We start from the raw sequence: 22,425 nt of genomic DNA, 5'->3' as shown, positions 1-22,425 counted from the left end.
AGCCGGAAACACGGCGTGGCGATCATAAAAGTGAAGACCGGAACCCGCAAGCTGCGGGTTCCGGCCAACTTGGAACAATTACTTCAGCTGGTCAGCCTTGTAGTAACCGCCTTCGACGAGGATCTTCTCGTAGTTGGTCTTGTCGACCGCTACCGGCGTCAGCAGGTAGGACGGGATGACCTTGACACCGTTGTCGTAGGTCTTGGTGTCGTTGACTTCAGGCTCTTTGCCTTCCATCAGGGCGTTGACCATGCCGACAGTAACCTTTGCGAGGTCACGGGTGTCCTTGAAGATCGTGGAATGCTGCTCGCCGGCAATGATCGACTTGACAGACGGAACTTCAGCGTCCTGGCCGGAAACGACCGGCAGCGGCTGGTCCGGGGTGCCGTAGCCGACGCCCTTCAGCGACGAGATGATGCCGATGGACAGACCGTCGTAAGGCGACAGGACTGCATTGACCTTCGCGTCGGTGTAGTTGGCCGAGAGCAGGTTATCCATACGTGCCTGAGCCGTTGCCGGGTCCCAACGCAGCGTACCGACCTTGTCCATGCCGGTCTGGCCAGACTTTACGACGAGCTTGCCGCTGTCGATGTAAGGCTGCAGAACGGACATAGCGCCGTCGTAGAAGAAGAAGGCGTTGTTGTCGTCCGGCGAACCGCCGAAGAGCTCGATGTTGAACGGGCCCTTGCCGTCCTTGAGGCCGAGGGCGTCAACGATGGAACCGGCCTGCAGAACGCCAACCTTGAAGTTGTCGAACGTCGCATAGTAGTCGACGTTGCCCGAATCGCGGATCAGACGGTCATAAGCGATGACCTTGATGCCTGCGTCGTGAGCCTTCTGGAGAACGTCGGAAAGCGTCGTGCCGTCGATAGCGGCAATAACGAGAACCTTCGCGCCCTTCGTGACCATGTTCTCGATCTGAGACAGCTGGTTCGGAATGTCGTCGTCAGCATACTGCAAGTCGGTGCTGTAGCCAGCTTCCTGAAGCTGCTTGACGATGTTGTTGCCGTCGTCGATCCAGCGTGCGGACGACTTCGTGGGCATTGCAATACCGACGGTCCCCTTGTCGGCGGCAACAGCCGGCATTACGAACGACGCGACGCCGAAAGCAGCCGCAGCCATCAATGAGATAATGGATTTCATCTCTCTCTCCCTTGTTAATAAATCGGCGGGACGAAAAATCGCCCGCCCCGAAACTGTGGCAGGTTCCGTCTTGGATAATTACTTCAGATTGTGAGAAACGAAGTAGGTCTCCTCCACGCTCTCACACGTGTTGAGTGCCAACCAGCACACGGCGGCAAACTGGTATGGATTCCTATAACTGTCAAATAGAATAACTGGTAAAGTGCATAACAATTTTGGTATATCGTTAAAAAGTATTACTTTTAATGGAGCGCGGTTGGGAGGCCGCAACCATGGCGATTATTTCAGACCCCCTGGGGCTCGATCACGTCGACATACGAACCGACAGTCTGGGCGACGACGGCCTTCTGAGAGCAGGGCTTAAGCTGAATCACCTGCGCATGATTGTCGCAATCGAAGATAGCGGGCAGATTTCGGCCGCGGCAGAGGCGCTGAACATTTCCCAGCCGGCGGCATCGCGCATGCTGGCGGAAATGGAATCGATTCTGAGGACCCCCCTTTACGAGCGCGTGGCGCGTGGCGTTGTGCTGACGACCTTCGGCGAGGCTCTCGCAAGACGTGCTCGCAAGATCATGCTGGAGCTGCGGGAAGTTAGCCGCGAAATCGGCGAGCTCAAATCCGGAAAAGGCGGCTCCGTGTTCATCGGCGCGGTAACTGCGCCTGCCATGAGCCTTGTCGTGCCGGCCATCAAGGAAGTGCGGACCGCCTTTCCCGGCATAGAGGTGAACATCCAGGTTGAGACGAGCAACGTGCTCGCGCGCGAGCTGCTCGCCGCGCGGCATGACTTCATCATCAGCCGCATTCCCGATGACCTGAATCCGCGGCTGTTCGAGGTTCAGGAAATCGGGGTCGAAAGGGCGTGCCTGATCGTTCGCAGCGGTCACCCGCTTCTGAAGAACCCTACCACGAGCCTTTCCGACCTGCCCCTCTATGATTGGGTGTTTCAGCCGCCGGGAACGCTGCTGCGGCGAACGATCGAAGACCTGTTCCTCGCGCACGGCGTTCCGCTGCCTGAAAACATCGTCAACACGTCGTCGCTGCTGCTGACCTGTGCAATCATCTGCCAGACGAACGCCATTGCGCCGATCGCCATCGACGTCGCCCAGTTTCTGGCCACGCAGCAATCGAAGGCGGCGGACGTGCGGGTCCTGCCGATTGATTTCGAGATCAACGTCCGGCCCTACAGCCTGATCACGGCAAGAGAGCGCGCTTTGCCTCCGAGCGCCCGGCTGCTTTACGATTTGGTCCTCGCCGAAAGCAACAGGGGCGCGCCGGCCTGACAAGCTCGGCGCCATGTTGCGCGCGTCTAATGCGCGCCGTTGGGAGAAGGAGCGCACATGCTGTTTGGCCAGTCGGTATTCCAGTCCGTGCTCGACCGTCTGAAAGCGGATGACGAGAACGAGCTTGACGCCCCGGTCTCCGCCCGCATCCGCGGCTTGACGACAGGTCTCGCCTTCGACGTCATGGAGGGGGTGTCGGTCGCGTCGGCACAACCCGGTCAGGCCTATCTCGATCTTCTGGAATCCGATGCGCCGTGCGAAGAAGAGATATCCCCCGGACCCGAGCCTGAACCGGCGGCCGAACCTGAGCCGGTCATGCCCGAGCATCTCTCGCGCACCGCCCCGCAGGACGTCGCCGCCGAACTCTCCATTTCGGCGCGCGACACGGTTCAAAGCCTTGGCGAGAAGCGCCGCGCCTTCGCAAAGATGAACCATCCGGACGGCGTGGATCTGCTATTCCGCGAGAACGCTGCCAAGCGCATGACGATCGCAAATCTGCTGATCGACGAGGCGATCAAGCGGCTCGGTCGATGATCATTCCCCGTCTTTTTTGACGTCCTGCTCATCCGGCTCGGCTACTACCTCAGGCTCCGTTTGCGTCGGCGTCGGCGGCTTGTAGCTCCAGAGCAGCATATAGATGGAGTAGGCGCCCGCGCCAGCTGCCAATACCGCCCAGAATGGATCGCCCCTGGTGGTTTCCATCAATGCCCAGCTGAAACAGACGGCGACGATCAGAATGCGCACCCAAAGCGGGCGGTAGACCGGATGGTTTGGATCAATCAGCTGCATGTCATTCCCGCGTGTAAACCTGTCGCATGTCTTTAGGATGCTTTTCACAAATGTGAAAGGGTGCCGGGCTTGACGTCGAACACAGAAAATGGAATGAAAATTCCACAATTATAGCAGTTCGGTTAATTCATTCCGAATTCAAGGGAGGTTCTCATGACAGTCAGATTTGGTCTTCTCGGCGCCGGCCGCATCGGCAAGGTCCACGCCAAGGCGGTGAGCAGCGACGCCAATGCCAGGCTGGTAGCGGTAGCCGACGCCTTCCCGCAGGCCGCCGATGCGATCGCAACGGCATACGGTTGCGAAGTCCGCACCATCGAGGCAATCGAAGCCGCAAAGGACATCGACGCCGTCGTCATCTGCACGCCCACCGATACCCACGCAGAACTGATCGAGCGTTTCGCTCGCGCCGGCAAGGCGATCTTCTGCGAAAAACCTGTTGATCTCGACGTTGCCCGCGTCAAGGCCTGCATCAAGGTTGTCGCCGAAACCAAGGGCAAGCTGATGGTCGGCTTCAACCGCCGCTTCGACCCGCACTTCATGGCGGTGCGCAAGGCCATCGACGATGGACGCATCGGCGACGTCGAGATGGTGACGATCACATCGCGCGATCCGGGCGCCCCGCCCGTTGATTACATCAAGCGCTCCGGCGGCATTTTCCGAGACATGACGATCCACGATTTCGACATGGCCCGCTACCTCCTCGGCGAAGAACCGGTCGCCGTAACGGCCACGGCAGCAGTCCTGGTCGACAAGGCAATCGGCGACGCCGGCGACTACGATAGCGTCTCGGTAATCCTGCAGACCAAATCAGGCAAGCAGGCGATCATCTCCAACTCACGTCGCGCCACCTATGGCTACGACCAGCGCATCGAGGTGCACGGTTCGAAGGGAATGGTCGCCGCCGAGAACCAGCGCGCCGTCTCCATCGAGGTCGCCAACGGTGAAGGCTATACCAGGCCGCCGCTGCATGACTTCTTCATGACGCGCTATACCGAAGCCTACGCCAACGAGATCGCCAGCTTCATCGCAGCCATCGAGAAGGGCGCGGCGATTTCTCCTTCGGGCGCTGACGGCCTTGCGGCGCTGGCGCTGGCGGATGCGGCCCTCCAATCCGTCAAGGAAGGCAAGCTCATCAAGATCGGCTGACGGCTCCTCTCCCGACCGAAAGCCGCACATGAGATGGCCGGGCCCTGCCCGGCCATTTCTCGTTTGTCTATGAGGATTCGGATCCCAGTACGCCGGACAACACGATATCCTGGTCGATGACGGACAACGCTCTGTTCAGATGCCCCTCGAAGACGAGAATCTGCTCGTCCGCGACGACGCGGATTTCCGGCATTCCTTCCATCCGCACGGCATGCGACTGGCTGAGGCCATCCTCGATCCCCTGGCGCAGGAGATCGTAGTACCGTGTGCCCGGACCGGTAAGCGCGATCGGCATGCGTTCCGTCAGACTGAGCAGGCGCGAGAGCCCGTTGCCGAGCGCGATGCCCGCCTGCCGGAAGGCAAACGCCGACATCCGATGCCCCTGCCGCGCCTTGACGGCAATCTTGTCGAGTTCGGCAATCGGCACGAACTTCGCCGGGATCGTATCGAGCGGGACCTCGAAGGCCATTCGGAGAATGGCGTAGAAACCCGCATAGGCCTCGATGCATCCCTTGCTGCCGCAGCGACAAAGGCCGCCGTTCGCCATGTGCAGCATGTGCCCGAAATTGGGCGCCGAAATTTCCCGCTCTCCCGGCGCTGTCCGCTTGACGATGCCAAGCCCGATGCTGTGCCCGAGGGACAACGCGGCAAGCGAACGAAAGTCCGCGCCTTTCAGATTCTCTTCATGGGCGCCGAGTGCGGCTGCGACGAGCAAGGTCTCGTTGTCCAGGATGATCTTCGCTTGCCAGTCGGGTCGCAACGCCGATTCGAAATCGATCTTGTCGCTGCCGAAGATCGGCGACCAGAGAAGCACGGGTTCGGTCGAATTCACCAGCCCCTTGCTGCTGATCGATATGAGCAGCACCTTTTCCTGCGATATCCGTGAACGGGCAAGGAGCCGCGCCAGCCCCTCCCGGACCGACGCGACGAACCGATCGGCACCGGCAGGATCATGAGAACGGTCCTCGCTGAACCGGTCGATCAGTTTTCCCGCATAGTCGACCAGCGAATATTGAACGCCATCAGAAGAAATGATCACGACGATCAGGTAGCCGCAATCGCGCCGCTGCCGGAAAAGCACGCGCGGCCGCCCGCGGCCGGCCGCGGCCTGATGCTCGGATTTCTCGATGATCTGCGCCTTCTCCAGATCGGCTGTGATGGCCGAAATGGTGGCAGAGGAGAGCTTGGTGAAATCCGAAATCTCCGTATGCGCAAGCGCGCCGTGCCTTCGAAGCGCGGCAAGTACCAGCACACTGTTACGCTGCCGGACCAACTCCGTGCTCGACTTGGTCAGCATGTATGCCTGCCTCTCCCCCTCGCATTCCGCCCTCCTTCACACCCTATCTCCAACAACCTTTCCACGATGGAAATTAAGCCGGCAGTGCAGTGTTGACAGTTGAAAAAATCTCTGACACTTAATTTCTCGACTGTCGAGAAAATAATTCAAACCTTTCTCGGCAGCAAACCGCGGCGGTCGGAGGACCACTGGCTGGGGCTGGCCGCAATCCATTCGGGAGGATATTATGAAGTCTATTTTGAAGCTGATGGCCGGCGCTGCCATCCTCGTGACCGTGCACACGGCTGCCATGGCTGCAGACCTGGTCGTCGGCGTTTCCTGGTCCAATTTCCAGGAAGAACGCTGGAAGACAGACGAAGCTGCCATCAAGAAGGCACTCGAAGCCAAGGGCGCGAAATACATCTCCGCTGACGCACAGTCGTCTGCCGCAAAGCAGCTGACGGACGTTGAATCCCTGATTTCGCAGGGCGCAAACGCTCTTATCATTCTTGCGCAGGACTCGGACGCAATCGGCCCGGCCATCGAAAAGGCTGCCGCTGAAGGTATCCCGGTCGTCGGCTACGACCGCCTGATCGAAAACCCGGCTGCGTTCTACCTGACCTTCGACAACAAGGAAGTCGGTCGCATGCAGGCGCAGGGCGTTTTCAACGTCAAGCCTGAAGGCAACTACGTCTTCATCAAGGGCTCGTCGTCCGATCCGAACGCCGACTTCCTCTTCGCAGGCGCGATGGAAGTGCTGAAGCCCGCAATCGACGCCGGCAAGATCAAGAACGTCGGCGAAGCCTACACCGACGGCTGGCTGCCCGAAAACGCGCAGCGCAACATGGAACAGTTCCTGACCGCGAACAACAACAAGGTTGATGCCGTTGTTGCCGCAAACGATGGCACTGCCGGCGGCGCGATCGCAGCGCTCGACGCACAGGGTCTCGCCGGCTCCGTGCCGGTCTCCGGTCAGGACGCCGACAAGGCAGCCCTGAACCGCGTCGCTCTCGGCACGCAGACGGTTTCCGTCTGGAAGGACAGCCGCGAACTCGGAAAGCGCGCTGCCGAAATCGCTCTCGATCTTGCCGGTGGCAAGAAGATGACCGAAGTCGAAGGCGTCCAGACCTTCAAGGGTGGCGCCAAGGGCGTTGCCATGGAATCGGTCTTCCTCAAGCCGCTTCCGATCACCAAGGACAACCTGAACGTCGTCATCGACGCGGGCTGGATCTCCAAGGCCGAAGCCTGCCAGGGCGTCAAGGCCGGCAGCACCAAGGCTTGCGACTAACAGCTGGCCGCAAGGCAAGAATCACCGGCGCCGCAACGGTCAACACCGTTGCGGCGCCGGACGCGGATTTGAACCGTCATCCGATGGTTTCTCCGCCTCATCGCACCATCGCGTACTTTGATTCCCTGCCGGTATCGTGTCGCGGGACCCGAGCGACCGAAACTCCGGAAGCACGGCGATGGTCAGTACAAGAACAGGACGCTAAGCGGGCAGCGGTTTGACGGTGCCGGCAGTAAGTCCAAACAGTGGGGGAACAGCAAACCCATGGCCGAAATGGTAAAATCCACAACTTCAAGCGGACCGGGCGTGGCCGAGGGCAGTGCCATCAGCCGCTTCTTCCGCGCCACCGAAATCGATACGCGCCTTCTTGGCATGATTGGCGCGCTCGTCCTCATCTGGATCGGTTTTCACTTCATCACCGGCGGTCTTTTCCTCACGCCGCGCAATCTCTGGAACCTGTCGGTCCAGACGACAGACATCGCGATCATGACGACCGGCATGGTGCTCATCATCGTGACCCGCAACATCGACCTGTCGGTCGGCTCCGTGCTCGGCCTCTGCGGCATGATCATGGGCGTGACGCAGGCCAAGATCCTGCCGGGACTTCTCGGCTTCGACAGCCAGTTCACCTGGATCATCACCCTCCTGATCGGCATCCTCGCCGGTGCCTTGATCGGCGGCTTTCAGGGGCTGATCATCGCTTTCCTCAACGTTCCCTCCTTCATCGTCACGCTCGGCGGGCTGCTTGTCTGGCGCGGGGCCACCTGGCTGGTCACCAGCGGCCAGACGGTCGCCCCGATGAACCAGACCTTCCGCATCATGGGCGGCGGCGCCGAAGGCTCCATCGGCGCGACCTGGAGCTGGATCGTCGGCATCATTGCCTGCCTGTTCGTCATCGGCAGCATCGTCAACTCCCGCCGCCAGCGCAAGCGCTTCGGCTTCCCGCGCCGCCCGCTCTGGGCGGAGTATTTCCTCTCGGCGCTGTCGTGCGTGCTGATCCTCGGCGCGGTCTGGATCGCCAACAGCTACTACTGGCCGATCAACATCGCCAAGAAGTATGCCGAGGCCAACAACATCGCCTGGCCCGAAACCGGCCTGGACATCCCCTACGGTATTGCCGTTCCGGTCCTGATCGCGATCGTAACCGGCATCATCATGACGTTCATTGCCACCCGCCTGCGCTTCGGCCGCTACGTCTTCGCCATCGGCGGCAATCCGGAGGCAGCCGAACTCGCCGGTATCAAGACCCGCTGGGTAACCGTTCGCATCTTCGCACTGATGGGCATCCTGGCGGCAATCGCCGCGGCCATCTCGACGGCACGTCTCAACGCCGCCACCAATTCTCAGGGTACGCTTGACGAACTTTATACGATCGCTGCAGCCGTCATCGGCGGCACGTCGCTTGCAGGCGGCACCGGCACGATTGCCGGCGCCATGCTCGGCGCGCTCGTGATGCAGTCACTCCAGTCCGGCATGGTGCTGGCCCATGTCGACACGCCGCTGCAAAGCGTCGTTGTCGGCGCGGTCCTCGTCGTTGCCGTCTGGCTCGACACCGTCTATCGCTCGCGTGCCAAGTAAGAGGAGTCCTGGACATGACTGATCAACGCACTCCCCAAAGCAAGAACGCGCCTCTTGTCGAGTTGAAGAACATCTCGATCTCCTTCGGTGGCATCCATGCTGTCGACAACGCCTCCGTCGACCTCTACCCCGGCGAAGTCGTGGCCCTTCTCGGCCACAACGGTGCGGGCAAGTCGACGCTGATCAAGATCCTCTCCGGCGCCTACAAGCGCGACAGCGGCGAGATCCTGATCGAAGGCGAACCGGCCGAGATCCGCAATCCGCGCGATGCCAAGAAGTATGGCATCGAGACGATCTACCAGACGCTCGCCGTCGCCGACAACGTCGACGCGGCTGCAAACCTCTATCTCGGCCGCGAGCTGAAGACCAAGTGGGGCACACTCGACGACGTCGCCATGGAGGCCTCCGCCCGCGAAGTGATGGGACGGCTGAACCCGAACTTCCGCCGCTTCAAGGAGCCGGTAAAGGCGCTGTCCGGCGGCCAGCGGCAATCGGTGGCGATCGCCCGCGCAATCCTCTTCAACGCGCGCATCCTGATCATGGACGAGCCGACGGCCGCCCTTGGTCCGCAGGAAACCGCGCAGGTCGGCGAACTCATCAAGCAGCTGAAGAAGGAAGGCATCGGCATCTTCCTCATCAGCCACGACATCCACGACGTCTTCGACCTCGCCGACCGCGTCTCCGTCATGAAGAACGGCCAGGTTGTCGGCCATGCCCGCACCGAAGACGTCACCAAGGACGAGGTCCTCGGCATGATCATCCTCGGCAAGGTGCCGCCCAAAGCCATCCCCGGCCCTGGCGCCATGCAGGTTTGAACACGCCGAACGAAAACAATAGGTCCGCCGTTTGCAAGAACGGCGGACTTTTCAATTTTGGACATTGATGCTGAGTGAAAGCTAGGCTAAGAACCACCCATCGGACAGGCGATTCATACCGCCTCAGGCATGCACCCGTAGCTCAGCTGGATAGAGTGTTGGATTCCGATTCCAAAGGTCACAGGTTCGAATCCTGTCGGGTGCGCCAAACTCAACACATTTTTACCAATATAAACAAACACATAGATGAATCAGGATCGCGAACTGTGACAATAGCTGTGACATTTTATGGCTTTTCACCACGATAAACTGCGTTATTGTCAGCACGCTTTCGCCATTAATTTCACCAAAATTCTATGCCACTATACCTCGAGTCAGGTTCAGCAGCCGTCTGAACTCCTCGTTGTCGCCAGCACCCTTCCAGAAATTAATGAATTGGCACACGATCTGAAGGTTACCAACCTCGTAGTGGCCATCACTGTTAATGCGATCAACAGAGGGCAACAGGTTATTGTCATTATGCTGCCCGTGAAACTGTAAAGGTATGCCAGTTAACGCGCACCGGTTATCCTGCTGAACTAGAAGCTCACGGATCAGTGCCTCGAGCTGCTGTGAAGTCATCCGCAGCTCCTTATTCTTCAACACTCGCTGAACAAATTGGCCGTTGGAATTGTTGACCGTATTCTCGACGGACATCCTCATTGCGACGATGGATTTCTCGAGCGCGCCCAATATCCGGCCATCATCCTTCGAACCGGCAGCGGGCATCAAGTCGCCCTCTGTCTCCATCTCGATGAGCGTCGAAAATATCCAACAAAACGAGTGCGAGTCTATCAGGCGAACAGACTCTAAGCCCGCTTCCTGCGCAATCAGCGGCCTCATCTGCTGAAGCAGGTTCAAGAAGGCGCTGTAGTTGTCCCAGCCGCACTGACGCAGCGTGGAGAAATCGATCCCCATTTCGCGAAACACGCGATCAAAACCGGTCGGCTGGATTGGCGCAAAGCGGTCAATGTCCTTCAGGAAATACAGATAGGCCAGCAGCGGGTACTTGCCGCTCGTGATGATGCTAAGCTGCTCGAAGACCTCGCCTTCGTCTCCGCCACCAACGTAAAGCGCATACAGCAACCGTTCGACTTCGTTTCGAAGCTTTGGGTTGGTCAGCGCCTCGATGAAGACCCGGTGATTGCGGTTGGCGTGGCCATACCGGTTCTGCCAAAAGACGAGGTTGTTGGTCAGGTTGCGACGGCTATCCTGGATTTCGATCGCATCGATAACATTACGCAGAATTGTGCCTGAGCCTATACTTCCTTCAGACCACGAGTCCGAAGCTAGAAGCATGAGGGCATAATCGCGAAGTTTAGGCTTGTAGTCTTCCCAGGTTGCTGCCAATCCCTCCTTGAAATTGGTGAAGGCGTGGCCTTTAGTTCGGGCGGTGACGAGCCGCTGGAAACGCTGGAACAGGGCGTTGAAGTTAGCGGTGAGTTTCGATCCATTCACAGCACCATATGACTGCGACGACGCTGCTGCAGATGCTGCATACCAGTCGATGAAGCGGTTCAGCGCCCCCTCCGAGGTAACCTCGGCGCGCAGAGTGGATGGACTGGAAAGCGGAGAAAGAGGACCGTTGAGGTTGTCGTTTTTGGCATAGGCGATCAGCCGGATACCGCCCATATCAGGCGGTGCGGGTGGCTGAAACCAGATGCACAATTTCGCAAGTTTACGATGAAGCGCCAAAACCCTGCCCTGGGAGGTCGTGAAACCTATCACATACTCCGTTGGCGTCTTTGCAGGCGCTCCAAATCTCGCGCGGAGCATTTGCTCAGCCGTCGCGAGAGGCACACTCATTCCGCCGCCTCCTGAAGTGCAATGCCATTCAACGGCACAAGAGCCTCGGCCAGCAGCGCGTCGAGCAGTTTTTTACGCGTCTCGTCGGTGCTCGTCAGGCTTGCTTCCACTTGGTCGCACAGCGCCATGAGTTGATCGACCTTGGCGACGATAAGGTGTTGTTCGACCAGCGGTGGGAGGGGTACAGAGAGCGACCTAATGTTATCTAGGTTGAGTCCCGGTTTTCCTGCTCCGTAGGCACACTCCACAAGTTCACCTCGGCCTCCCGCATCTGCCATCAGGCACAGAAGCAACCACGGAGAAAGACTGGCATCGCTGGGTCGAACAAGGCCGACGTGCTGGCTGACATAAGCCTCCCCTAAGTCTTCTTCCAGTAGAGCTGGGTTTGTGACCCCGGCCCCCGTGATGACGATGAGAAGGTCATTCCTATAGACTTGTGTGCGACTACCTTCAGAGTTTGATGGTGGCTGCACAAAGGCCAGGTCATCAAGGCGCATCCGACCAAAACGAATGTTCTGCGCCCTTATAAATCCGGGACCTGAAACGGCATAGTATTCGCCCCACCCGCGTGAACCGCTCGTCACAAGATCACAAACGTCGCCAAGGGCGACCGGAAACCAGCCCGTCGGAAGGCCTTCCGATAAACGAGCAACGTCTCTGTTTGTGGCTTTTGGCTTAGGTATAGCTCCCTTTCTCGCACGCACGGCCCTTTCCACGGAGATACGATCCAACAATTCAACCGCCGGCTCATCCGCTGGGTCCTGCGGCACGAGCTTGCCGCGGACGGCGAGGTTGAGGATGGTCTGGCGCAGCTGCTTGATCTGGTCCCGCCGGGCGGTGAGCGCATCCAGGGCATCCAGGGCGAAGCAGGCGTCGTTGCGGATGGTTTCCGGGTCGGGCGTGTTGAGGCGGGCGAGGCTTGCCGCCGCCAGCCGGTCCCGCTTCGCCTCCCGCTCCGTTCGCGCCGCGTCCAGCTCGTCGCATAACGCCATCAGTTCATCGACCTTGGCGACAATGCGGTGTTGTTCGGCGAGCGGCGGGAGGGCCACAGGAATACCGTTCATCTTTGCCTGATTCATCTTCGGCTGCGCCGTGCCAGTCACGTATGGCTTCAGATCGATCGCGTTGACGAACAACTCTAAGTACCGCAAAAGCTCTTCGGATAGTCCATCAAGAACGTGCGCATGATTGTTCACCCAGTACCTTCCGCGAGCTATGAAGGCGATTGGAGTCGAACGATTGATGAGGTTGGCCCCATCTTCTCCGATTAAGAGAAGGGGCTTGTCGAACAGATAGCCGTCTATTTTGTCTATGACGCCAGACGCTCCATAGTAGTCGTATTTTTTCCCCCGTTGCTCGCGTTCATCCCGCGACACCGGTATACGTTCTCCATCTCGAGAAATGGTAACATCACCGAACCTGGCCCATACCCAGTTGTCGGCAATTGTAAATCGCTCCGTTTCTGGAGAGAGCGGTACGATTTTCTCAGCGCGCCTGTCACGAGCGGAAACCGTTCTTGCATTTTTGTCTTTCTCTATCCGCTTCAGCAGCTCCAGTGCCGGCTCATCCTCCGGGTCTTGCGGCACGAGCTTGCCTCGTACCGCCAGATCGAGAATGAACCGCCGCAGCCGGGCAATCGCATCCGGGGCATCGGCAATCCGGTCGTAATGCTGCAACAGGCGCTCCGCGTTCATCGGGCAAGCGCCTCTGCCAGAATGCTCTTCAGCTGGTCGCGCAGGCGGGCCGAATTGGTTTCGGCAACCGTCAGCTCTTCCAGCAGCAGTTCCGGGTCGCCATGGTCATCCACCACTGTGTGCGGGTTCTTGAAGTCCAGATTGTAGCCGCGTGCCTTCACCTCGTCCAAGGTCACGCGCCAGGCCTGCGGGCCTTCCTCGCGACCCGTGCGTTCCTTGCCGCCCCACCAGTCCACGCAATTCTGCATATGCTCCTGGCGGATCGGCTTGGTCATGGAATAGGCCTTCTGGCCCTCCGGCACGCGGTGTTCCCAGTACCAGATGTCTTTGGTCGGCGTGCCCTTCTCGAAAAACAGCAGGTTCGTGCCGATCGAGGCATAGGGCTTGAAGACGGAATTGGGCAGGCGCACGATGGTGTGGAGGTTGCATTCCTCCAAGAGATGTTCCTTCAGCCGCGTCTTGATGCCTTCGCCAAACAGCGAGCCATCCGGCAGGACCACGGCGGCGCGACCGCCATCCTTCAGCAGGCGCACGATCAGCGCAAGGAACAGGTCCGCCGTTTCCTTGGTGCGGAAAGTCGGAAAGTTGTTTTCGATGCCGTCTTCTTCGCGCCCGCCAAAGGGCGGGTTGGTCAGCACGATATCAACGCGCTCATCCTTGCCCCAAGAGATCAGCGGGCGGGCGAGCGTGTTGTCGTGGCGCACGAAACTCGGGTCCTCAATGCCGTGCAGCAGCATGTTGGTGACGCAGAGCATATGCGGCAGCGGCTTCTTTTCCACGGCGCGCAGGCCCGCCTGCATTTTCTCCCGCTGGTCCGGCGTGCGCACATGGTGCTTTTCCATGTGGCGGATGGCGCAAGTCAAAAAACCGCCGGTGCCGCAGGCGGGATCAAACAGGACTTGGCCCGGCTTCGGATCGATGCGTTCCACCATGAAGGCGGTCAGAGCGCGCGGGGTGTAATATTCGCCTGCATTGCCGGCCGATTGCAGGTCGTTCAAAATCTGTTCGTAGATTTCGCCAAAATGCTGGCGTTCCGTCAGGCTGTTGAAATCGACGTCGCTGATCTTGTTGACCACTTGGCGGATCAGCTGGCCGGACTTCATATAGTTATAGGCATCCTCGAACAGGTCGCGCACCACACGGCGGCGATCCCCCGGCTGCGCCGAGACCGGCACCGTTTTCAGCGCCGGGAACAGCTCGCTATTGACGAAGTTCAGCAGCGCCTCGCCGGTGATACCTTCCGGGTCTGCCGCCCAGTTGCGCCATTGGAATTTCTCCGGAATCGGCGAGACATAATTGTCGTGGGTCAGCTCCAGTTCCTGGTCCTGATCGTCCATGATCTTGAGGAAAAACATCCAGCAGAGCTGGCTGATGCGCTGGGCATCGCCATCAACGCCGGCATCCTGGCGCATGATATCCTGGATGGATTTGACGGTGTTACGGACTGACATTTCTGTTCTTTCTGGCATTCATGAAAAGTGCGGCCTCGACGTCGCAGACGCGTAAGCGCTCCCGACATTCAGGATTAAGGCTAGGAGACGCTTTTAGCATGTGGACAGCATCTTTGCAGTCTCGAAGGAACGCTTCGTATCCCCAAATGTCGTCCGGGTATCCGATATGCTCCCGTATTATACTATCGAGAATGACGCATCTGGCGGGATGGAGGAATCGAGCGATCTTCGAGGCGTAAGAGATTCCTATATGAGGAATTCCTGCAAGCGTTTCGACAGCTTTCGTCTCTTCCCCTGCATCGATTTGCTTCATTGCCGCTCTCAGTCTTGACGCGATTTCGTCAGGCCCCGCATTGAGAACCTGCGACAAGTTTCGAACTGATTTTGACCAGCGATAGACCTGCTCAACGAAGTGTAGGCAGGCATCAGGTTGAAAGTTTTTTTCCTTCAGTTGCCTAGCTTGCCCTTCAAGATCGCAACACCCCGGGTACCTCAATCTGTGTTCTTGCAAGAGGTGGGAGACCTCCCGAGGGTCGAGGCTCACTCGGTAGACCACGAGCCCGCTATGATGTTCAAGGACCGGCATGTTCAAGCGAGCTCGGGATAGAGTTCGATTTGTACGTCTCGCACTGCTTGCTCGAAGGCCGTCTTGCCGCCAAAGGCCCGCACAAGCTCAACAGGCGTGCCAAGTGTGTTTGCTGGAGGGATGCGTAGCACATTTGTATCGTCGAGATTCAAGACGCCCTCATCGGCATACTTGGACAGCAAGACGTCCAGCACGGCGCGGGCCTTACCCTCGTAGCGGGCAAAGACGTCGCGCTTCTTCACATTGTCGGCGCGCTCTTGCCTCGTCAGCGGCTTTCGATCAAAGGCGATATGGCAGACGAGATCGAAGGGATCGAGGTCGATGCCGAGTTCCTTGGCAACCATACCCAGCGGAAGGCCCTCGGCCGCCAATTCCTTCACCAGCGCGTCCTTGCGCTCTTCCGATTTCCAGCGCTTCAGGAAGTCGTCGAGACTGGCGAAATGCCGAAGCAGCACCGCCTTGGTGAAGTCGCGCAGGCTTTCGGTGACGAGCTTGCCATTGGCATCAAGGTATTCGACACGCTCGGCCACCACACGCGCGCTGATGCCGTCGACATAGACCTTTTTCTGGCGTTCACCACCGCCGCCCGGAAACGTCACGTCCTCGCCACCGGTGGTCGGTCGCTCGGTGGTGTAACCGTCCTGGCCGTTGCCTTCGACGCCGGGAGGCTCCACCTCCGGCGGGGTGATGGGATCATCCTCGCCCGCCACGTAAATCTGTACCGGATCGCCATCGAATTCGGGATCGGCGAAATGGTTGGTCGCGCCGCGGAAATCCATGAGGGTGAAGTAAAATTTCTGCGTATCCTCATGGACGCGCGTGCCGCGGCCGACGATCTGTTTGAACTCGGTCATCGAGCCTACGGCGCGATCCAGCACGATGAGGCGGCAGGTCTGGGCATCGACGCCGGTGGACAGCAGACGCGATGTCGTGACTATTACGGGGTATCGCGATTCCGGATCAATGAAATTGCCGATCTGCGCTTGGCCGAGCGCATCGCTGCCGGTGATGCGCATGACATAACGGGCGTTCTCGTCGCAGAGGTCCTTGTTGTTGTTGATGAGAGCCTGGCGCATGCGGGCGGCATGTTCCTCGTCGACGCAGAAGACAATCGTCTTCTGGTATCGGTCGCCGCTCTCCTTCAGGAATTCGGTCACCTTGGCAGAAACCAGCTTGGTTCGGTCGTCCAGCACCAGGGTTCGGTCGAAATCCTTGGCATTGTAGATGCGGTCATCGACTTCCTCGCCGTCACGGTCAAGCTGGCCATTTTCCGGCCGATACCCTTCGACATCGCGGTCGATATGAACCTTGATCACCTTGTAAGGCGCGAGAAAGCCGTCGCTAATGCCCTGTTTGAGGGAATAGGTGAACACTGGCTCGCCGAAATAGGCGGTATTGGACACATATTCCGTCTCCTTCGGCGTCGCCGTCAAACCAATCTGGCTGGCCGAGGAAAAATATTCGAGGATTTCACGCCAGGCGGAATCTTCCGCAGCACTGCCGCGGTGGCACTCGTCGATGACGATCAGATCGAAGAAATCACGCGAGAATTCCCGAAACAGTTTTTGCCGTTCCTCTGGACCGGTGATGGCCTGATAGAGGCCGAGATAGATTTCAAAAGAGGTGTCGATGCGGCGCTTTCGGTCCAGCGCCAGCGGCACATCTACTTCAGTTCCATCCGAACGCTCGATCGTCTTCGACTTGCTCGACAGCTTTGCCATCGCACCGCCGAAGGGGCGAAAGTCATTTACCATGGTCTGGTCGATGAGCACGTTGCGATCCGCCAAGAACAGAATGCGTTTCTTGCGCCCGGCCTTCCAGAGACGCCAGATGATCTGGAATGCCGTGTAAGTCTTGCCGGTCCCGGTTGCCATGACCAGCAGGACGCGATCCTGCCCCTTTGCGATGGCTTCGATGGCAGTGTTGACGGCATTGACCTGATAATAGCGCGGAGCCTTGCCACTGCCGTCATCATAATAGTCCTGTAGCACCAAAACCTTTCCAGAGGTATCCAGGCCCTTCCATCGGCTGTAGAGCCGCCAAAGCTCGTCTGGCGACGGGAACTGGTCGAGCCGGAGACTTTCCTCTTTCACGTCCCGCAGGCCGGTGCGATCATGAAACACGAAGCCATCGCCATTCGAGGCAAAGACAAAAGGGATTGCCAGCGTTTCGGCGTAGTCCAGCCCCTGCTGCAGGCCATCGCCCACGGCATGGCTGTTGTCCTTCGCCTCGATGAGCGCAATCGGGATATTGGGCTTGTAGTAGAGGACGACGTCCGCCTTCTTGGCATTGCCGCGAGCAACCAGCCTGCCACGTACGCTAATGCGTCCCTTGGTGAAGAAGACCTCTTCGCGGACCTGCAGCATCATATCCCAGCCGGCCTGCTTGACGGCCGGCAGGATGAACTTCGTGCAGATATCGCGTTCCGTCAAAGAGCGCATGTCCATTCCAGTATCTCTCGCCGCCCCAACCAGATGTTCTTCCGATGTAACGCCGCAACCTTAGGGATTTTTGAAATCGCTACAAGTGAAGCTTACAATGGGCGCCATTCTTCCGGAAAAAGGTAGGGAGATCACGAGACTCACCTTAAGCGGCGCGGTGAAACGTCAGATCCTGTGCAAGAGGACATTCAGCGCGTGCCTCCAATTTCCATAAACAGGCTCGGATTTTTTTCGATTATAAGAATTAGATTAAACAATTGTTTTATAAAGATTTTTTGACAACTATGTTGACTCGGATCGAGACATTTGATAGAACAAAACTCCGATAAACCGAGATGAGAAGGATGAACGTAAAGTACTTATTTGTCAGAAACGGAACATACTATTACAGGCGGGTTTTCCCAGCGCCAGTCAGAGAGCGTTATTCCACCGGGGCGTACGTTGTTTCATTAGGCACGCAGTCTCTTGAAATTGCCCTGATCCACCGCGCCGAGCACAACCGGAAATTTGAAGCCCTCCTCGAGGGCGACAATGAGCTGAACTTATCCCCGGCCTTTGAAAAGCTCACGGCAGTCGCTTCACGCCTGGATTTTGCCTATCGGCCGATCGATTTTTCGGTGAAGCCCATTGATCCTCGGGCTCTGTTTGAAGAGCTGCTCCCAGGCCTAGAGGCACTCGTAAAGTTGGCGAACCCGTCAAAGTACGAGATCGCCGCTGTTGCCGGGATTGCGAAGCAGACTCTCACGTTCGCTGCTGCTTTTGAGATCTATAGCGATCTTTCAAAGGACAGATGGATGTCGTATTCCACTCGGGAACGCGACAAAAAAGTCCGCCCTATTGAAGAAGCCGTCGCTGATTTCATGATGTTCATGCCAGTTCACGACGTGCTGACTTTAACAAAAAAAGAAGCCTATCGTTATCGCGACCGCCTTATAGCGCAGGTGACCTCTGGTATCATAAAACCGGAGACGGCCAACCGCAAGATTATGAGGCTTAGGTCAATTCTTTCACGAGTTTTCGAGGTTCACCATCCCAACCTCAGCAACCCCTTCGTGGGGGTGAAGATCGCGGAACTTGAGCCAAGTAAACGACCGCCATTTTCTGAGGATGAGATAGAGGCAATTCGCCAGGTTTTGAACTCGTCTGACGCAAACGATGAGATAAAGGCAATCATCCAGATCGCAATGCATACAGGCGCAACTCCGAAGGAACTAGTTCTGATGGAGAAGGAGGACATCTGCCTAGCAGACCCTGTTCCTCACATCCGCATTCGACCAAACGTAAATCGCACAAAAGTGAAAAGTGGCGGAGCACGGCATCGTGACGTACCACTGTTATGTGATGCTTTAACCTGGATGGCCCGCTTCCCCGAGGGCTTTCCGCGATACAAGCGCGACAATGGCGGCGAAGCGGCAAGTGCAGCCGCTAACAAATTGATAAAGCGAGCCACAAACAAGACATTTTACAGCTTTCGACACCGGATAAAGGACCTCATGCGAGATGCCATGGTCGCCGACAGCATTCAAGACTCAATCATGGGCCACACCGAACGCGGGATGAGCGCAAGATATGGAAAAGGATATACCCTCACCGTCAAGAGAGATGAGCTCGCCCGCGCATTGAATCTGACCCCCTGAAACAGCGAACCTGTAGAAAGCCATTCTAACAGAGTTCCCTCGAGGAACTTATCATGCCTTCAAACTATTATGATCTTATTAGACTTCCCAAAAAGCGAGAAATGTATTTTTCCGTACTAAATGTACTGATCTCACGGCTCCGATCGGATGAATATTATGACGCTGCGATATTTTATCAAAGATACAAACAAGCTTTGACAGAGGAGATACAATTGCTCGGACTTTGAATATGAATATCGCGGAACCTATCCCGAGGTTCGTCGCGAAGTTGCCGACGCCGCGACACAGAGACTCGCCTCAAAAAAGAATTAACGACTAAAATGGAAGGATATCGTTACTTACATTGCACGACAGCATTATATTTGATTCAAATTTCTCGCCGGAATTTTTGCTTAAGCGGATTATGGAATACTATCAGGAAGGAGGTTTTTCCTCCCTTGAGGTTCAAGATTTTCTCCGGAGATCTACCTTACAGTTCACCGTCGAGGCGGGACCGAAAGCAAGCCTTTCCAATATCTTCACAAAATTTGATTTCATTCGCGCTAGCCTTCTAAAGTGAGCGTCCGGCGAACGGATTTTGCTGAACGAGCCAGTTGAGCGATGTTCTGGCATTAGAACCAGCATTAGTGCTGGGATTAATTCCAGGTCTGAGAGNGTGAGCGTCCGGCGAACGGATTTTGCTGAACGAGCCAGTTGAGCGATGTTCTGGCATTAGAACCAGCATTAGTGCTGGGATTAATTCCAGGTCTGAGAGGTTGGCATGGCTCGCATGGAGATTTTTTCCGGCGTTGAGCGTAGGCGACGGTGGTCGAAGGAAGCGAAGCTGGCGATATTGGCTGAAGCCGATCAACCGGGCGTTCGGATTGGTGATGTCGCTCGTCGCCATGACATTTATCCTGCGCAGATCCGTTTATGGCGGAAAACGCTTAGCCACTTCGATGTGTCAGCATCGTTCCTCCCGGTCCACCTGGTCAATGAAATAAGCCTCGGGCAGATGGCGGCGGCCGGCGGGGCGCCAGTGCTTATCAAGATCCAGCTACGAAATGGTCGCAGTCTGAAAGTTCCGGCGGACATTGAACGCAAGACGCTGTCATCGTTGATCGCGTGTGTTGAGGCTGCATGATCGGGCCGACAGGAAATGTGCGGGTCTACTTGGCTTGTGGGGTGACCGATATGCGGCGCGGTATCGATGGTCTGTCTGCTATGGTCGAGGTAGTGATCAAGGAAGCGCCGGGTTCCGGAGCGATCTTCGGGTTCCGTGGAAAGCGCGCCGACCGGATCAAGCTTCTATGGTGGGATGGCCAAGGGTTCTGCCTATTCTACAAGATTCTCGAGCGCGGATACTTTCCTTGGCCGACGGCGAAAGATGGTGTTGCGCATCTGACGCAGGCTCAGTTGTCGATGCTTGTTGAAGGGATTGACTGGCGCCGACCAGCGTGGACTTCCGCCCCTGGCCGCACGGGTTAAAAGCTATATTTTACAGGGACATCCGGGGCAAAAACGCTAGTGCTTTCGCGGCAAATCGGCTATGTTTTTTGGCATGAAAGCACCGCCGCTGGACAGTCAGGACGAGCTATTGGCATTGCGCGCGCTCGTCGCTGAACAGGCGGCGAAACTCAACGCGCAAGAAGCCGAAGTCAACAAACGCGACTCGATCATCGGTCTTCTGCGCGCGCAGCTGGAACTGCTCCGACATCGGCAGCACGGCGCATCCTCGGAAAAGATCGATCGGAAGATTGAGCAATTCGAACTGATGCTCGAGGAGATCGAAGCCTCTCGCGCCGAGGCTGATGCTCGTTCCGGAAAAGGCCTGCTGCCAGATCTGGATGATGCCCCCGACAAGCCGAAACGCAGATCTCTGCCGGATGGCCTTCCAACTGAAGAGCGGGTGTACACAGCGCCCTGCAGTTGTCCGACTTGTGGTGGCATGTCCTTCCTGAAGGCGGCCGACAAGGTGGTTCAGGTGATGGAGCATGTGCCGGCTTCTGTGAAGATCGTCCGGCATATCGAGAAGCGCATGGTCTGTAAGGACTGCGATACAACGGTATCGGGTGAGATGCCGACCTTGCCGATCGAGCGAGGCAAACCTGGACCAGGACTGCTCGCACACATCATGGTCGCCAAATTTGACGATCATATCCCACTCTACCGTTTGTCCGAGATGTACGACCGACTGGGGGTAGACATCTCCCGCTCCGTCATGGCGGACTGGGTCGGTCGCGTATCAGTCCTGCTGGCCCCGCTCATCCTGCTGATCAGAGCCCATATCGCGGCCGTCGATCGAATACACACAGACGATACCCCCGTCGATGTCCTCGACCCAGGACGCGGAAAGACAAAAACCGGGCGGGTCTGGGTCTATGTCTTCGATGGGCGTGGCTATCAAGATCCCACTCCCGGAGCCATTGCTTACTACTACAGCCCCGATCGTAAGGGCGTGCATCCGGCTGAACACCTCGCTTCCTTCAGCGGCGTAATGCATGCGGATGGTTATGCTGGCTATAGCAAGCTTTACGGCAACCAGATCATCGAAGCTGCCTGCATGGCGCATGTGCGCCGCAAGTTCCATGATGTGATCAAGCTCAAGCCATCTCCGACCGCCGACGAGGCTCTGTCGCGCATCGGCGCACTCTACGATATCGAGGATCGTATCCGCGGCATGTCGGCTGACGAGCGGCGAACACTGCGCCAGCAACACGCCAGACCCATTCTGGCGGACCTCAAGGTCTGGATTGAAACGACGCTTTCGACGCTGCCGCAGAAACAGAAGCTGGCCGAAGCGATGCGATACGCTCTCTCGCGATGGGCAGCATTGAGCGTCTACATTGACGATGGCCGTGTCGAAATCGATAACAACATAGCTGAGCGCGCCATGAGGCCACTCGGAATTGGAAGAAAAAATTGGCTCTTTGCCGGGTCAGACAAGGGCGGTGAGCGGATCGCCAATATCCTGACCATCATCGAGACCGCTAAACTCCATGGCCACAATCCAGAGGCCTATCTGGCAGACGTCCTGACCAGGATCCAGAGCCATCCGAAGGATCGACTTGAGGAACTGCTCCCGTGGCGGTGGGCGCCCGCGAAAGACCGATACGAGGCTGCGTGATGGCACGCTCAAGGATCATCTATACGCTTAAAGAGGTCGCTGGGATGATCGGCGAGAACCTCGAGTTGATCGAAGAGGTGACCGCCAACTCGGACAATATCAGCGAGGGCGAATTGCTTTATGTCCGCGACGGCAGCGAATACGGTACAAAGGGCCTGACCGAGAACGGCGTGGACGAGCTCCAAAATCTCCTCGCCGACATACGGACATGGGATGGTGGAATCCGCCAGTTCCTCGTCGATGAACAATGCGATCCGGATGTGGTCGAACGCGTTATGGCAGACGAGATGAAACGCGGCCTATAATATCGGCCTCTCCACCAAACGAAAATGCCTTCGCCGGACGCTCAC

At 57.6% G+C, this 22,425-nt stretch carries 19 protein-coding genes and 1 tRNA gene; 12 read left to right on the top strand and 8 right to left on the bottom strand.

What is annotated here, in order from left to right; all coding sequences use genetic code 11:
• Positions 1-78: 78 nt before the first annotated feature.
• A complete protein-coding gene (gene chvE, locus ASC97_RS06705) occupies positions 79-1,143 on the bottom strand; it encodes a multiple monosaccharide ABC transporter substrate-binding protein (RefSeq protein ID WP_057467579.1) in 1,065 nt (354 codons plus the stop codon).
• 272 nt (positions 1,144-1,415) lie between these two features.
• Between chvE and ASC97_RS06700 the strand changes: the two genes are divergently transcribed.
• Positions 1,416-2,423 carry a LysR family transcriptional regulator gene (locus ASC97_RS06700; protein ID WP_057467578.1) on the top strand — a complete coding sequence of 336 codons (1,008 nt, stop codon included), beginning with the start codon at positions 1,416-1,418 and terminating at the stop codon, positions 2,421-2,423.
• A gap of 57 nt (positions 2,424-2,480) precedes the next feature.
• Positions 2,481-2,957 (top strand): hypothetical protein, encoded by a 477-nt coding sequence (locus tag ASC97_RS06695; RefSeq protein WP_057467577.1) that lies wholly within the window; start codon positions 2,481-2,483, stop codon positions 2,955-2,957.
• On the opposite strand, the gene ASC97_RS06690 is transcribed toward ASC97_RS06695, so the two are convergent.
• The gene (locus ASC97_RS06690; protein WP_057467576.1) at positions 2,958-3,212 is read right to left on the bottom strand and encodes a hypothetical protein; all 255 of its coding nucleotides are present in this window, start codon (positions 3,210-3,212) and stop codon (positions 2,958-2,960) included. It abuts the gene before it with no gap.
• Between the two features lie 153 nt (positions 3,213-3,365).
• Between ASC97_RS06690 and iolG the strand changes: the two genes are divergently transcribed.
• On the top strand, positions 3,366-4,358 hold the full coding sequence (gene iolG, locus ASC97_RS06685; RefSeq protein ID WP_057467575.1) for an inositol 2-dehydrogenase: 993 nt from the start codon (positions 3,366-3,368) through the stop codon (positions 4,356-4,358).
• Between the two features lie 67 nt (positions 4,359-4,425).
• Here iolG and ASC97_RS06680 read toward each other — a convergent pair whose 3' ends face one another.
• Positions 4,426-5,655 carry an ROK family transcriptional regulator gene (locus tag ASC97_RS06680; RefSeq protein ID WP_057467574.1) on the bottom strand — a complete coding sequence of 410 codons (1,230 nt, stop codon included), beginning with the start codon at positions 5,653-5,655 and terminating at the stop codon, positions 4,426-4,428.
• Between the two features lie 226 nt (positions 5,656-5,881).
• On the opposite strand from ASC97_RS06680, the gene xylF reads away from it, so the two are divergent.
• The 4 genes from xylF to ASC97_RS06660 all read left to right on the top strand — a co-directional run bounded on the left by xylF (position 5,882) and on the right by ASC97_RS06660 (position 9,523).
• Positions 5,882-6,922, top strand: coding sequence for a D-xylose ABC transporter substrate-binding protein (gene xylF, locus ASC97_RS06675; protein WP_057467573.1), 1,041 nt, complete (start codon positions 5,882-5,884; stop codon positions 6,920-6,922).
• Between the two features lie 264 nt (positions 6,923-7,186).
• Positions 7,187-8,500: a sugar ABC transporter permease gene (locus ASC97_RS06670; protein ID WP_057467572.1), complete on the top strand. Its 1,314-nt coding sequence runs from the start codon at positions 7,187-7,189 to the stop codon at positions 8,498-8,500.
• Positions 8,501-8,514: 14 nt separating this feature from the next.
• Entirely contained in the window at positions 8,515-9,315 is an 801-nt protein-coding gene (locus ASC97_RS06665; RefSeq protein ID WP_057467571.1) for an ATP-binding cassette domain-containing protein, read from the top strand.
• A 131-nt stretch (positions 9,316-9,446) separates the two neighbouring features.
• Positions 9,447-9,523, top strand: a tRNA-Arg gene (locus ASC97_RS06660).
• A 146-nt stretch (positions 9,524-9,669) separates the two neighbouring features.
• Here ASC97_RS06660 and ASC97_RS32585 read toward each other — a convergent pair.
• From ASC97_RS32585 to hsdR, 4 genes are all read right to left on the bottom strand, one after another.
• Entirely contained in the window at positions 9,670-11,160 is a 1,491-nt protein-coding gene (locus ASC97_RS32585) for a hypothetical protein (protein ID WP_082529893.1), read from the bottom strand.
• Positions 11,157-12,854 carry a restriction endonuclease subunit S gene (locus ASC97_RS34430; RefSeq protein WP_057467570.1) on the bottom strand — a complete coding sequence of 566 codons (1,698 nt, stop codon included), beginning with the start codon at positions 12,852-12,854 and terminating at the stop codon, positions 11,157-11,159. The genes ASC97_RS32585 and ASC97_RS34430 overlap by 4 nt, the downstream gene beginning before the upstream one ends.
• On the bottom strand, positions 12,851-14,305 hold the full coding sequence (locus ASC97_RS06645; RefSeq protein WP_057467569.1) for a type I restriction-modification system subunit M: 1,455 nt from the start codon (positions 14,303-14,305) through the stop codon (positions 12,851-12,853). Before ASC97_RS06645 ends, ASC97_RS34430 begins: the two co-directional genes overlap by 4 nt.
• Positions 14,306-14,893: 588 nt before the next feature.
• Positions 14,894-17,338, bottom strand: coding sequence for an EcoAI/FtnUII family type I restriction enzme subunit R (gene hsdR / locus ASC97_RS06635; protein WP_057467567.1), 2,445 nt, complete (start codon positions 17,336-17,338; stop codon positions 14,894-14,896).
• Positions 17,339-17,676: 338 nt separating this feature from the next.
• Between hsdR and ASC97_RS06630 the strand changes: the two genes are divergently transcribed.
• The gene (locus tag ASC97_RS06630; RefSeq protein WP_057467566.1) at positions 17,677-18,969 is read left to right on the top strand and encodes a DUF6538 domain-containing protein; all 1,293 of its coding nucleotides are present in this window, start codon (positions 17,677-17,679) and stop codon (positions 18,967-18,969) included.
• 655 nt (positions 18,970-19,624) lie between these two features.
• Here the strand turns inward: ASC97_RS06630 and ASC97_RS35055 are convergent.
• Positions 19,625-19,855, bottom strand: a 231-nt coding sequence (locus tag ASC97_RS35055; protein WP_244481402.1) for a hypothetical protein, incomplete at its 3' end; no start/stop codon positions are given.
• Between ASC97_RS35055 and ASC97_RS36180 the strand changes: the two genes are divergently transcribed.
• The 4 genes from ASC97_RS36180 to ASC97_RS35050 all read left to right on the top strand — a co-directional run bounded on the left by ASC97_RS36180 (position 19,802) and on the right by ASC97_RS35050 (position 22,380).
• Complete coding sequence (locus tag ASC97_RS36180; RefSeq protein WP_443216731.1) at positions 19,802-20,092, top strand: transposase; 291 nt, start codon at positions 19,802-19,804, stop codon at positions 20,090-20,092. The genes ASC97_RS35055 and ASC97_RS36180 overlap by 54 nt on opposite strands.
• The gene (tnpB, locus tag ASC97_RS06615) at positions 20,089-20,436 is read left to right on the top strand and encodes an IS66 family insertion sequence element accessory protein TnpB (RefSeq protein ID WP_057467563.1); all 348 of its coding nucleotides are present in this window, start codon (positions 20,089-20,091) and stop codon (positions 20,434-20,436) included. Before ASC97_RS36180 ends, tnpB begins: the two co-directional genes overlap by 4 nt.
• Before the next feature lie 73 nt (positions 20,437-20,509).
• Positions 20,510-22,075, top strand: a complete 1,566-nt coding sequence (tnpC, locus tag ASC97_RS06610; RefSeq protein WP_057467684.1) for an IS66 family transposase — start codon at positions 20,510-20,512, stop codon at positions 22,073-22,075.
• Positions 22,075-22,380 (top strand): hypothetical protein, encoded by a 306-nt coding sequence (locus tag ASC97_RS35050; RefSeq protein ID WP_057467562.1) that lies wholly within the window; start codon positions 22,075-22,077, stop codon positions 22,378-22,380. Before tnpC ends, ASC97_RS35050 begins: the two co-directional genes overlap by 1 nt.
• Positions 22,381-22,425: the final 45 nt, after the last annotated feature.

It is taken from the genome of Rhizobium sp. Root1203 (genome assembly GCF_001424945.1).
GTDB lineage: Bacteria > Pseudomonadota > Alphaproteobacteria > Rhizobiales > Rhizobiaceae > Rhizobium.
This window is presented reverse-complemented; position numbering and strand designations above follow the sequence as displayed.